At 47.8% G+C, this 13,060-nt stretch carries 14 protein-coding genes; 8 read left to right on the plus strand and 6 right to left on the minus strand.

What is annotated here, in order from left to right; genetic code table 11:
• Positions 1 to 8 precede the first annotated feature (8 nt).
• The 4 genes from HY879_18525 to HY879_18540 form a co-directional block, all read right to left on the minus strand.
• Positions 9 to 1,532, minus strand: a complete 1,524-nt coding sequence (locus HY879_18525) for an SLC13/DASS family transporter (GenBank protein ID MBI5605333.1) — start codon at positions 1,530 to 1,532, stop codon at positions 9 to 11.
• A 14-nt stretch (positions 1,533 to 1,546) separates the two neighbouring features.
• Positions 1,547 to 2,053 (minus strand): CBS domain-containing protein, encoded by a 507-nt coding sequence (locus HY879_18530; GenBank protein ID MBI5605334.1) that lies wholly within the window; start codon positions 2,051 to 2,053, stop codon positions 1,547 to 1,549.
• 359 nt (positions 2,054 to 2,412) lie between these two features.
• On the minus strand, positions 2,413 to 3,834 hold the full coding sequence (locus HY879_18535) for a transferase (GenBank protein ID MBI5605335.1): 1,422 nt from the start codon (positions 3,832 to 3,834) through the stop codon (positions 2,413 to 2,415).
• A 22-nt stretch (positions 3,835 to 3,856) separates the two neighbouring features.
• A complete protein-coding gene (locus HY879_18540; GenBank protein MBI5605336.1) occupies positions 3,857 to 5,080 on the minus strand; it encodes an ABC transporter substrate-binding protein in 1,224 nt (407 codons plus the stop codon).
• A 525-nt stretch (positions 5,081 to 5,605) separates the two neighbouring features.
• Between HY879_18540 and HY879_18545 the strand changes: the two genes are divergently transcribed.
• The 8 genes from HY879_18545 (at position 5,606) to HY879_18580 (ending at position 11,936) form a co-directional block, all read left to right on the plus strand.
• Positions 5,606 to 6,019, plus strand: a complete 414-nt coding sequence (locus HY879_18545) for a universal stress protein (protein MBI5605337.1) — start codon at positions 5,606 to 5,608, stop codon at positions 6,017 to 6,019.
• Between the two features lie 61 nt (positions 6,020 to 6,080).
• Complete coding sequence (locus HY879_18550) at positions 6,081 to 6,377, plus strand: hypothetical protein (protein MBI5605338.1); 297 nt, start codon at positions 6,081 to 6,083, stop codon at positions 6,375 to 6,377.
• Between the two features lie 32 nt (positions 6,378 to 6,409).
• Positions 6,410 to 7,459 carry a sulfite exporter TauE/SafE family protein gene (locus tag HY879_18555; protein MBI5605339.1) on the plus strand — a complete coding sequence of 350 codons (1,050 nt, stop codon included), beginning with the start codon at positions 6,410 to 6,412 and terminating at the stop codon, positions 7,457 to 7,459.
• Positions 7,460 to 7,475: 16 nt separating this feature from the next.
• On the plus strand, positions 7,476 to 8,078 hold the full coding sequence (locus HY879_18560; GenBank protein MBI5605340.1) for a DUF4881 domain-containing protein: 603 nt from the start codon (positions 7,476 to 7,478) through the stop codon (positions 8,076 to 8,078).
• A gap of 56 nt (positions 8,079 to 8,134) precedes the next feature.
• Positions 8,135 to 8,860, plus strand: a complete 726-nt coding sequence (locus tag HY879_18565; protein MBI5605341.1) for a hypothetical protein — start codon at positions 8,135 to 8,137, stop codon at positions 8,858 to 8,860.
• A gap of 7 nt (positions 8,861 to 8,867) precedes the next feature.
• On the plus strand, positions 8,868 to 10,520 hold the full coding sequence (locus HY879_18570) for a GHKL domain-containing protein (GenBank protein MBI5605342.1): 1,653 nt from the start codon (positions 8,868 to 8,870) through the stop codon (positions 10,518 to 10,520).
• Positions 10,521 to 10,640: 120 nt separating this feature from the next.
• Complete coding sequence (locus HY879_18575) at positions 10,641 to 11,048, plus strand: response regulator (protein ID MBI5605343.1); 408 nt, start codon at positions 10,641 to 10,643, stop codon at positions 11,046 to 11,048.
• 258 nt (positions 11,049 to 11,306) lie between these two features.
• On the plus strand, positions 11,307 to 11,936 hold the full coding sequence (locus tag HY879_18580; GenBank protein ID MBI5605344.1) for a septal ring lytic transglycosylase RlpA family protein: 630 nt from the start codon (positions 11,307 to 11,309) through the stop codon (positions 11,934 to 11,936).
• A 10-nt stretch (positions 11,937 to 11,946) separates the two neighbouring features.
• Here the strand turns inward: HY879_18580 and HY879_18585 are convergent, their stop codons facing one another.
• Positions 11,947 to 12,711, minus strand: a complete 765-nt coding sequence (locus tag HY879_18585; GenBank protein MBI5605345.1) for an AAA family ATPase — start codon at positions 12,709 to 12,711, stop codon at positions 11,947 to 11,949.
• Between the two features lie 34 nt (positions 12,712 to 12,745).
• Positions 12,746 to 13,060 (minus strand): GGDEF domain-containing protein (locus HY879_18590; protein MBI5605346.1); only part of this gene is annotated, 315 nt, incomplete at its 5' end.

Genomic DNA, 13,060 nt, shown 5'->3' on the forward strand with positions numbered 1-13,060 from the left:
GCCTGCTTCTATTTCACCAAAATAGGCATTCCCAACAAAGGCCAGATTGTCAGTATGGCCAAGGCCAAGACGATCAATAAAACAATACTGGCCGGGATACCGGCCCCGAAAAATTCACCGGTGGTGAATTGTTTGGATTCATAAGCCATGGCATTGGGTGCCGCTCCGATCAACAGGATAAAGGGCATGCCGGCCGTGGTCAGGGCGGCATAAAAGACCACTTCCGGGGTCACCCCCAGGTATTTGGCGATCACCAGGGCCACCGGCAGGGAGATGGCAATGGCCGCCACATTCATAATGAAGTTGGTCATAAGCAAGACGAAGGTGGCGATGCTCATGACAAAAACCAGCCAGTGGGCTTCCTTGAACATGGTCAGCCAGTGTACGGCCAGCCATTGGGCCGTTCCGACCTGCCAAAGACAAAAACCGATACTCATGGCCCCACTGAAAAGAAAAATGATGTTCCAGGGTATTTCTTCCAATTCCTTAACGGTTAAGAGCCGGGTAAGGAAAAATAACAGGCCGGCCACCAGGATAAGGGCCGAGCGGTCCAGGAACTTCATGGCCGGTATGAAGGATTGGAGGGTCATGACGACCACCACCCCGATGACACAGACGATAACGAAAATTTCCTTGCCGGTCATCGGCCCGAGTTGTTGGTACAGGTCCTGGGCCTTTTTTTTCAAACCTTCGATCCGAGGCTTTTCCGGCTTAAAAAAGATCAGAATCATCACCCAGATCAAAAAGACCATGATCCAGGCCACCGGGAACAAATACTTGGAAAGTTCGAAAAAGGTAATATCCATGCCGGTGAATTCTTTAAACATTCCTACCCCGGCCGGCGCCCTAGCCGATCCGAGCATAGTGGCAATACTTCCGGCCCCGGCGCTATAGGCCATTCCGACGAACAGGGCCTTACCGAACTTGGTCGGTCTATCTCCTTCTCCATACAAAGAATAGATGGCCATCAGGATGGGAAAGACCGTTGCCGCAGCGGCCGTGTGGGCCATAAAATGGGCCAGGGCTGCTGTGATGATCATGGTTCCAAGTAAAATGGCTTTGGTATTTTCTCCGATAATGGAGAGCATTTTATAGGCCAGTCTCCGGGTGAGACCGGATCGGGTAAACGCCAGACCGATCAACAAGGAGCCAAAAATAAACATGACCGAGGGGTCCATAAAATCCCGGAAGGCATCCTTGGCCGAACGGATGGCAAAAAGGGCCTGGACCACCCCGATGGCGATACTGGTCACTCCGATGGGCATTACTTCAAAAACCCACCAAATACCGGCCATCAGAAATAGTCCCAAGGCTGATTTGCCTTGCGGTGAAAGGGAAAAATGTTTTCCCGTGGGATCAATGGCGTCCGGAAGAGAAGGTATGAAATATAACAAGAAAAATAGACCCAGCCCCAATAAAATAAAGAAAATTCTTTTCCAATCGATCCGTTTATATATGGGGGCCAGTTGAATCCTGTCGGGGATTTCCGGTAGTCCACCGGAACCGGCCAGTTTCGTTTTTTCTTTAGCCATGGTTCACCTCTCCTTTAATCGCCCAAAACCAATTTGGATATTTCGTTAAAAATCTCATTCAAGCGGATGACGCCCACCACGCTCCCATGATCGATGACCGGCATCAGGGTCAGGTCCTTTTCCATCATGATATAGATGGCCTTGATAATGGAGTCTCCTGCCTGGACGGTTTCCTTTACGGGCGACATGATTTCACTGACCGGTTTCTCTGCCTCCTCTTTCACTCCGGCGGTAAAAAGTCCTTCGAAAAATACAGGGGTATCCCATTCCTTGGACATCCAGTCCCCGGATCGGGTAAATTTTTTCTCGATCCCCCGGATCAGGTCTTTCATGGAAAGGGACCCCATAAGTTGATATTTTTCATCAAATATCAACAAAATAGTGGGTTCCAGCTTCCCCTCCAATCCGAGAGCGGCCTTCTTAACGATAGCGATGGCCTGCTTGATGGTAAACCAATAAGGGATATGGGGATAATCGGTTAGGGGGATCATAAGCTCACTGACTTTTTTTTCATGCGGCATGGTCCTACCTCCTTGATTGTAACAAGTTAAAGAGTTGGTGAAACTTGTAACAAACTTTTTTCAGAATTACAACAAAATAATTTTATATAAATTAAATAGTTACACACTAATGTCTTATTTAAAAAACATGACTGTAATTATTAAATTACTTTTTAAGGGCTATTAACCCACTAATAATCCAATGATTTTTTTTTAAACAAAAATGATTTTTGAGAAGGTGGCTTTAATAAAGAATTTGTTAACAATAGAGGACAGTCTGTAATAAATAAATTACAAGTCAAAATGGAGGATCTTGAACCTTTACGAAGTTCCGGTGACGTCATTCCGGCGAAGGCCGGAATCCAGGGAATTAATCTGAATTAAGGACGAATTTCTATGTTGGGATAAAGCCCTTTGAGTATCCCCGTGGAATAGGGTTGTATGGTATTAAAGGATATGTCCTGATTTTTCTGGGCATGACCCCTGTTCTGGGCGCCGTCAAAAAAGGCCCCGTTGGCCTTAAGGATATGCTCGATCCGGTCCCGGAAGGCCTGGACAAAGGCCGCCCCGCTGCCTTGAAACTCCATAGCCCCTTGGCGAAGCCTCTTTTTAACAGTTGAAAGGGCCGTTAGAGGCAGGCTGTGTTCTTTTAAATCCCTATGATTTTTTATCAAACCCCAGACCAGATTGCCGGCCGGGATCTCCAGAGGTTCCTCCAGGTCGATAATGGTGTGGGGCATGACGATACAGCCGTCCCCTACCTTAAGGGGACACTTTTCCCTGCCGTGCAGAAAGGCGTTAAAGCCCACAAAGATCTTTTTGCCCAGATGGGCATGGATGATCTTCCCCCCGTGGGCCGTAACGTTGTTTTCTTCCAGATGGGAATCAAGGATATAGCAATTCTCCTGGGCATTGGCCCCTTGCCCTAAATAGGCATTCTCCAGGTAGGCCCTTTGGGCTACCAGGCAGTTTTTTCTGATCCTGGTTTGGCCTTTGACTACGGCAAAGGGGCTCAAGGCCGCTCCTTTAGGAACCTTGACCGGTGGTTTGACATGAACATCATCAAAAACCCTCTGGAAATCCAATTTGCGGCTTTCGATAAAATCAATAAAGATACCCTTGGGGACCTGCCCGGGCTGAAAGTCAATATAGTTCGTTAAGACTTCCCTGGGAAAGGTATAACTGAAATCAAAAAGATCCCCGTTTTGGACCCAAACCTTGCCGGCCTCTACCGGATGATGGGAAAGCTCCCCCACCTGAACATAGGCAAAGGCACCGATTACGCAATCATGCAGGGTGGTCAGGTCCACCGAGCTGAAAGGGGCCAGATAACAGCCCTCCACCGTGGAACCATGAATATTGGTATAGTGCAGGGCCACGGTATTCTGGATGAGGAATTCCTCCAGGTTTTCCGGGTCATGGGAGAAATTATGGACCAGGGTTTTGATCAGGAAGCTGTCCTTGATATGAATGACTTCATCGTCGTGCAGGGGAATATCCAGGTCCCGGTAACGGTGGATGTCTCCCCGGCTTTTCAATTCGTCCCCCCGGATATCACTTTTATACAGAACGGAGTAATCGACCATGCACTTCCCTAAAAAATAACTGCCGGCGAGACTGGAGTGATTAAAACGAAAATAAAGGGGATGATGGGCAGTGAGGCCATAAAAGGCATAAAATTTCCCGAATTGTTGCAGGGGAATGATATCCTGAATGTACGGCCGTACATCAAAAGCCGGTTCCCTTAAATTGATATTGATCCGGTTGATGATCCGGTCGATAAGTTTTTCAAGTTGTTTCATGGTTCTTCTTTTTCAATTATTCTTATTTCCGCAAGGCCTTAATCTCTTCCGGGGAATGCCAGACCTCCTGTCCTGGAATATAGGAGGTATTTTTCAAGGTAAAAAAAGAATATTTGGGATCTTTATATGTAATACCGAAGTAAAGCCCGCAGTTGGCCATGTGGTCCAGGGGGCGGATATAAAGGGGACCGCGCAAAGAATCCCATTGAAGGCCTTCCAGGGCCGTGATGACTTTTTCGGTCTCAAGGGACCGGGCCTTTTCCACGGCCTTCCTGAGAACCATCAACCCGTCGTAGGCGGTAATGGCCCAGGCCGATGGAAATTCTCCGGTCCTGGTCTTATATTTTTCTGTAAAGGCCTTGATCTGAGGATTGCTGAGGGCATAAAAAGGGGCGAAGTCAAAACCATAAAGATTAGGAATCATGTCCGCCCCTAAACCCTTCAAAAGATCATAATCAAAAAACCCGATCATGGGCACGTTTTGGAACATCCCGCCGGCCCTGGCCTGGCGGATAAATCCGGCCAGGTCTCCGCTCCAGAGGATGGCGTAAACAAGATCCGGCCGACTGGCCAGCAGGGCCGCAATATCATGGGTATAATCCTGTTCTCCTAATTTGGGCCAGACTTCCTTGACTACCTGGGCCGAGGGATTGATCTCGGCCAATTTCTTTTTAAAGGCATTGGCCTGGCTGTGTCCATACTCGATATCCGGCCCGATAATAGCGATTTTTTTTATGATTTTTTTAGAAAGGAAAACGGCTACGGCCTGGCCTTCCATATAGGTATTGGGAATCACCTGATATAAATAACGATGCCCCTGCTCGGCCGTAATTTTTTCAATATTGGCGCCGTGAAAATAAATCAGTTTTTTATTGTCTTTACAAACCTGAGAGACCATCAGGGCCACTGCCGGACTGGTGGGCCCTATCATAAAATCGACCTTGTCCCGCAGGATCAGATCCCTGGCCAGGACCGCACCTAATTCGGGTTTCATTTGAGAATCCCGGATGATCAATTCCACCTTCCGGCCTAAAAGACCGCCGGTGGAATTAATTTCTTCAATGCCCAGTTCCAGGGCATTCTTTTGTGACAGGGTAATCAGGAACCCCGGCCCGGTTACATCAGCCACAAATCCAAGTTTGACGGCCTTTTTATCGGCCCAGGTGTTTGTTGAAAACAGATTGAATAAAATAAAAAAAAGACAAAAATGGAGAACGGAGAAATTCTTCTTCAGGTAATAAAACATGGAGGTCCTTTCCAAAATTTCAAATAGGGTTGGTTAATATTTACCTTATTTGGATAAAAAATACAAACAAGAGATTTTAATGCCTGAGCAATCCCCAATTCGGCAGCCCATAATTCAGGGGTCTGGGGTCAGGGGTCTGGGGTCTGTGCTTAGATAAAGAGTGAAGTTGCAATTTGCAGGATGCAAGATTCAAGTATAGAAACTCCCTAATGGCTATGGGCAAAGAAAAACTTAAAATCGTTTTGCCTATTGCCTCTGGCCTATTGCCCCTTGGCCTCTATTAGGATTGGGTTGGGGCTGGGTTTAATAAGATACACCTCTCAGAGAAGTGTCTTATTTTATATTACACTAATATTTTATAAGGTTTCAACTTCGCCGCCGGCGGAATGACCAAAAATGCCAATTAATTATTAACTAACTGTTTTTAAATAGTTTTTTTTAGCTGAAATCCAAAAGGGGTTCTTGGATGCACTGGCATGGATATTGCGAAAGCATTCACAAAACCTAAAAAACAAAGGAGGGTTCATGAAGATATTAGTGGCCACAGATGGTTCGGAACAAGCCATGAAAGCCGTTAAAAGGGCCCTGGAAATGGCTGAAAAGGAAGGGGCCCAGGTAATGATCATGTCGGTAGCTTATTTTTCCAGAGATGATCTGGATGAAATGCCCCCCAATATTCAAGACAAATTGGAGGCCGAGGCCCGAACGGCCCTGGATAAGGCCAAGGCTCTTTTTGATGAGAAAAGCATTAAGGTCGAAACAGTGCTGGAAACGGGCAGGGTCCCGGCGAATAATATCATCCGCAAGGCGGAAGAAATAAAATGCGACGGAATCCTTTTAGGGAGTACCGGTCGAACCGGCCTCAAGCGGGCCTTTATGGGAAGCACGGCGGCTAAAGTGGTTTCCCTGGCCCCTTGTACCGTGACCGTGATTCGATAACTGTTCTCGTCTCCCTGAGGCGCGTGCGATAAAACCTAAAGATAATTTAAGGAGGGTACTAATGGAATCTTTTTGGAAAAAAATAATCGGCTGGGCAGGCATCATAACCCTGCTCATCCCCGAGTTGGCCCTGGCTGCGGGGGAGAAGGCCGATTTAATAGTCATTGTGGCCGATACCCGCAGGTTAACCGGCTGGGAAGCCTGGTGGGCGAACTTATATAATGAAAGTCATGCCTACTTTACGGCCGTCACCGTAATATCGATTCCGGTGGTCGGGTTGATCCTTGGTTTAATTGCCGATTTTATTATGAAACGTATCGGGATCGACCTGACTTCCAGGGAATTGTCCGAACATTAAAAATTTAGTAGCGTTACAAGGAGGATATCATAATGGATTGGTTATATGTTCTTATGCCTATTTCCGGAGTGACCATATTCTGGCCCGGCCTGGTCATCCTGGGACTGGGGGTCGGCATAATCGGCGGTTTTTTTGGTATGGGCGGGGCCTGGATGGTTACGCCGGGCCTCAATATCCTGGGTTTTCCCATGGCTTTCGCTATTGGCACCGATGTGGCCCACATGGCTGGAAAATCCCTGATCTCAACCCTGCGTCACGGTAAATTCGGGAATGTGGATTATAAATTAGGATTCATTATGCTCATCGGCACCGTGGTCGGGTTTGAGATCGGTGCCCAGATGATCATGTGGTTCGAACGACTGGGTAAGGTGGATTTGTATGTTCGATGGTTATATATCATTCTTTTGGCCTTGATCGCCTGGATGGTCTTTGCCGATGTCTTCAAAAAAAGAAAGAAGGAAAAGGAACTTAAGGCAGCCGGGAAGGATTTGGATAATTTGGCCACAGGCATTGAATGGCACAAGACCTTGCACAAAATAAAGATTCCCCCTATGATACACTTTAAGGAGGCCCAGATTTACTGCACGGCCTGGCTCCCGATTTTTGTCAGTTTTCTAACCGGCTGGCTGGCCGGGATCCTGGGTATCGGCGGCGGGCTGATCCGCATGCCGGCCCTGATCTATTTTGTCGGCTGTCCGACCCATATCGCTGTCGGGACCGACCTTTTTGAAGTGATGATTTCAGGACTTTATGGCGCCGGCACCTACACCTTTAAGGGCCGGACCGAATTAGTGGCCGCCCTTATTATGCTCATCGGTGCGGCTATCGGGGCCCAGGTCGGAACCGTGGCCACGAAATACATCAAAGGGTACGGGATTCGTATCGCCTTTGGGTTGGCTGTAATCGGTTGCGGAATTTCAGTTATTATGAAGCTCCTTCCCCGATATATCCCGGCCTGGAAAACCCCCCTGGACGTTTCCGCTACGATACTGGTCCTGGGGCTGGTTAGTGCCTTATCGCTCTATATTTTATTCAAGATGATCCAAGGGGCCAAACAAGAATTGGCCATGAAGAAAAATTAGGAAAGGAGTTAATCCCATGAAAAAATATTGCTGGATGATAGGGCTGGTCCTGGTGCCTATCCTGATAGGGCTCGGTTGTGGAGATCTGGGCAAGGTCGAACAGGGCAGGGTAATACAATTCGACAAAACCAAATGGACGGTAACGCTGGTCCGGGATAGGCAGGCTGATCCCCAAAATCCGGATTACTGCCAGTTGCCGCCGATTACCTTTGCCCTGCCCGCCGACCCCCAGGAAATGGGGCCGGAACCAAAGGCCGGATTAAGAATCAAGCTGGATACCAAGAATAATCAGATCGTCTTTTTTGATCCGGCTTCCCAAAATTTTAAAACCATCCAATATACCCTGATCGATCAAAAGGAAAAAATTGCCAAGGATAACCCCCTGGTCCTGGATGAAGGAAAACCCAAAAAGTTCCCCATCATTGACCGGGAAAAGAAGGCTATAACCGTTTATTCCAAGAGACAACAGATACTGACGACCTTTACCATTCCCGAAGAATACTTTGGCCTGCCGGAAAATACCTGGGATGCCGGAGATGAGGTCCGAATTTATTACAAAGAAGAAGGAAAGGCCCGAAGATTCATGAATATTACTAAAACCGATATCTTCAAAAAATAATGGATGTTAAACAATTCTCAGCCTGGAGTAAATGGACTGGCAGGATAGGCACCCTGGTGTCTATCCTGCTGTTGATAGCTGTTTTGGACGGTCTGCTCTCCCGATTCAGAACGCCTCTCGATCATTTTTCCTGTTTGCCCGGCAGCCATAAAGCCGTCAGCGGTCCATTACCAGAAAAGATTGAACATCCCGGCGAATTGACCTATCGCAGTAACTCCAAGGACATCCAGGTGGTTTTTGAATCTGTCCAGACCGGTTTCTGGTTGGGGGGGTATTTGTGGAGCGGGACTTTAAGCTTAGGTCCCGGGATTGAACCCGGGGGATATACATTGACGGTTCAGTCCAAAAAAGGGCAAGGGGAGCGATCCGCTTCCCTTTTTCACATTGAAGTTTATAGCGACCCGACCAGTTTACAAAAAGACTCAAAATCTTTTTTTCTTCGAGGCCTTGGAATTAATCCCTGGCGAGCCGCCCTTTTTTTTATCCCCTTTATTATTGTGACTTTCGGGGTTGTCTTCTTCCTGTCGCATAAAATAGAAACCCTTCTGGCCGAACGAGGAGAAGCCGAAGTTTATCGGATCAGGAAGGAGCAAGACGGTTTCGAAATTTTTTTTGGGTTGGGGAGCAAACAAGGGATACGGCAGGGAACCGGTCTTACCCTTATCAATAAACAAGGAGGTCCGGTTGCCTCAATAACCGCCCGGGAGGTCTTTGAAGGCTATTCGACCGCCCTGGTGGATCCGGAGTTGAACGTTCTGCCGGGATTTATGATCAGGCTATAGGAAACCCGTGGAAGAGCGCACCTATAAAAAATTATGGCGGAAAATTATTCTGACGACCCTCGGTTTTTCGCTGATCCCGCTTTTTACCTTGGGGTTTACCATATATTACCAGTTCAGCGTCTCCTACTCAGCCAAGATTTTTGAAAATTTAAAAACCTTAGTCGAAAATCGGCGCAGCTCCATCGATCTTTTTTTTGACGAGCGGGTTTCCCAACTCGTCACCATTGCCCATACCCATTCCCTAAAACAATTGAGCGACGAGGCGTACTTAAACAAGGTATTTAATACCATGCAGACCCGTTCCAAATCCTATATTGATATTGGAATCATTGATCAGTCCGGTAATCATCTGGCTTATATCGGTCCTTATCCGGAACTGAAAGGGGTCAATTACCAAAAAGAAGACTGGTTTCAATCCGCCATGTCCGGAGGGGTTTACATCAGTGATGTCTTTTTAGGGTTCAGAAAATTTCCCCATTTTATTATTGCCGTCATGACTCGCGAAGGGGACAAAAGCTGGATCCTTCGGGCGACCATCAATTCCGAAATCATAGACCAGATCGTCCGGGCGGCCCAAACCGGTAAAAAGGGGGATGCCTTCATTATTAATAAGAGGAATATCTTGCAGACCGCCCCGCGTTTTTCCGGTGAAATATTCGGGCACCCGAAATCCCCGGATTTTTCCAAATCCATTGAAACCCAGGTCGAAGAACTCCGGATTGATCGAGAAAAGGGGCTCTTTGCCGCTACCCAGATCAGTACAACCAAATGGATATTGGTCATTAAAGAAGATCCTCGGGAACAATTAACCCCCTTGCTTAAGGCGAGGTTTATTGCAGCCTCTCTGTTTCTGGCCGGCATTCTGGTTATCGTCCTCGGAACCCTTTTGACCACCCGGGCCATGATGAATCAGTTGATTCAAGTGGATCGGCAAAAGGCCATCAGTGAGGATTTAATGATCCAATCCAGTAAAATGGCCGCCCTGGGGAAAATGGCCGCCGGGATTGCCCATGAGATCAATAACCCCTTAGCCGTGATCGGAGAGAAGGCCGGCTGGATCAAAGACCTTCTTTCGGAAGAGGATATTACCGGGAATACAAATTATCAAGAGTTTGAAGATGCGGTCCGCAAGATCGAATACCATGTCGATCGTGCCAAAAAGGTTACCCATCGTCTCCTGGGTTTTGCCAGACGTATGGAACCCCGTCAGGAAAAAGTGGATATTAATAAAACCTTAAACGAGACCGTGGATTTCCTGGAGAATGAATCGCGGTTTCGAAATATTGATATTCAAATAGACCCCCAACCGGATCTTCCGGAGACCACCAGCGACTCCTCTCAGTTGCAACAGGTCTTTCTAAATATCATTAACAATGCCATTGATGCCATTTCCAAAAATGGTGAAATCCGCATTAAGACCAGATATCATTCAAAAAACAATGAAGTCCGGATTGAAATTTCCGATAACGGTCCGGGGATTCCCAAGGAAGATATCGATAAGATCTTTGACCCTTTTTATACCACGAAGGAGGTCGGCCAAGGCACGGGATTGGGACTGTCCATTGTCTACAGCATTATTGAACAATTGGGGGGCCGGATTATGGTGGCCAGTGAACTGGGCCTGGGAACCACCTTTACCATATATTTGCCCATTAAATAGTCTCTATCCGGAAGTCATTCATTTCTGGATGAAAAAGGATTCAAGGGGTCCAGAGGCCAAGGATCCAAGATTTTATTCACTTGAAACTTGCAACTTTATTTTCCTTTTATAAGGAGTATTATGCCCGAATCATTTAATGTCCTGATCGTGGATGACGAAGACGATTTTCGAGAAACCCTGGTGAAACGGTTTAAAAAACGTAACCTGAATGTCTTCGGGGCGGAAAGCGGTCAAACGGCCCTTGATCTCATGAACGCCCACCTTTTTGATGTCGTGATCCTGGATGTTAAAATGCCGGGCATGAATGGGCTTGATACCCTTCGGGAAATGAAAAAGAAAAACCCCTTGATGGAGGTGATTCTATTAACCGGTCACGCCTCCATGGAGTCCGGCGTGGAAGGGATGCATTTGGGGGCCTTTGATTATGTCATGAAGCCGGTGAATATCGACGATCTGCTGGAGATGATCCGCCAGGCCTATGAAAGAAAATTGATCCATGAAGAAAACAATAGGGGTAGGGGGCATTAAAATTGCATATTCATAATTAACGGAGTCGTAATAAGTCTGTCAGAGTTGACGAGTTCGTAATAAGCAAGGAAGACTCCAATTTCGTCATTCCCGTGAAAACGGGAATTCAGTGTTTTTATTTGGTTAAATCTGGTCTGGATTCCCGCCTGCGCCCGCCGGGGTGTAGTACCCTACGGGACGGAATCGGGAATGACGAGTTTTTACAAGTCCATCAAGGTTGGCAGAAGACAAATTTTTGACCAAAGAGCGGAGAGGCAGATGACAGCGCCTATGGAAATAGACCATATCCATAATAGGATCGAGAAGTTCGATCCCGGAACCAGGATCGAACCTTCCTCCCGGAAGTCTTCTGGAAAAAATTTTTCCGAGGTATTAAAATCCAGTTTAGGGACAGACTCGGCAACCGGGGAACCAGTCAAAGATGAACCGATTGAATATATCGTTAAACCGGGAGACACCCTTTGGAAAATCGGGAAGCATCTATTTAAAAAGAACCCTTATCAGATTGCCAGAGATAACGGTCTTTCCAATCCCAATCTGATTCTGCCCGGCCAAAAACTTCTGATTTACCCTTCTCGCTCCAAGGCGATTGAATTAAAAATAAACGGGGAAGTGACGGCCAGTTGGTATGGCGCGGAACATCACAACAAAATCACCGCCAGCGGGGAACGGTTCGATATGTACAAGAACACCCTGGCCCATAAAACCCTGCCATTAGGGACCAAGGTGCGGCTGGTTAACCCTGAAAATGGAAAAATTGCCGAAGGCCTGGTCAATGACCGGGGTCCCTATATCAAGGGACGGGAGGTGGATGTCTCCTATGCCCTGGCCAAGCAGCTCGGCTTCGTTAAAAAAGGAATTACCAAACTGAACGTGGAAGTGATATAGATTGCCCGGCCTATCCTTGAATCAACCCCTCGACCATCCGTCCCACCTGGCTGGCCAGGCCCTGTTCCCGGTCAAAAGGGGCCTGGCCAGCCAGGTCGGCCTCGATGATCTGATTGTCATAAGGCAGAAAGCCCAGAAAGGTAAAACCGGGTAACTGTTTTTGAAGAAATTCCTGGTCCTGCTCGCCCCGGATCTTGTTGCCTACCAGGGCGATATTTTTCAGACCGATATCCCGGGCCAGATTTTGGATGTGATGGGCCGTTTCGATGCTCCTTTTACCGGGTTCCACCACGACGATCAGTTTATCCACGGCTGAGGCCGTGCCCCGGCCCAGGTGTTCGATACCGGCCTCCATATCGAGGACCACGACCTCATCCCGGGCCAGGATCAGATGGGTGATCAGGGTTTTTAACATGACGCTTTCCGGGCAGATGCAGCCGCCTCCCCCTTTTTTAACCCCCCCCATAACCATTAAACGGATATTTCCTTTCTGCATGGAAAGCTTTTCCGGCAGGTCACTGACGTGGGGATTTAATTTAAAAAAAGTCCCGTAGGAACCGGGCTGGGATTCGGTACGTTCCCCGATCAGGTCCTTCATCTCCGAAATGGGGACCACGGCCTCCGGGTGTTCAAAGCCCAGGGCGCTGGCCAGATTGGCATCCGGGTCGGCGTCGATAGCCAGAACTTTATGCCCCCGGTCACTGAAGGCTTTAATAATAAAGGCCGCCAGGGTGGTCTTGCCTACCCCGCCTTTTCCGCTGATGGCGATTTTCATAGGTTCTCCTTTGGTCTTTCTGGATTCCGGAATTTCAAATATCTTTGGTTTGGTTTTCATGCTGATCAATAGGGAGATGCCGTTTCTGGTTCTTTTGTTCGTACATCCGTTTGTCCGCCTCGGCGATCAGTTTTTCAACGTTTGTCGGGTGTTCAGGATCATAACGGACCTCGCCTATGCTCAGGGAAAGGTCGTAATCTCCCCCTCTGCTCTTGTTATAAAATTCCAGATTACGGTATAAACGGTCGCAAAGATTCTCGGCACTGGATTCGGAGTCCCCCTCCAGGGCCAGGATGACAAATTCATCCCCTCCTATGCGGGCGATGATGTCCGGCTCACGATAAGTCTC

The sequence above is a fragment of the Deltaproteobacteria bacterium genome (genome assembly GCA_016219225.1).
GTDB lineage: Bacteria > Desulfobacterota > RBG-13-43-22 > RBG-13-43-22 > RBG-13-43-22 > RBG-13-43-22.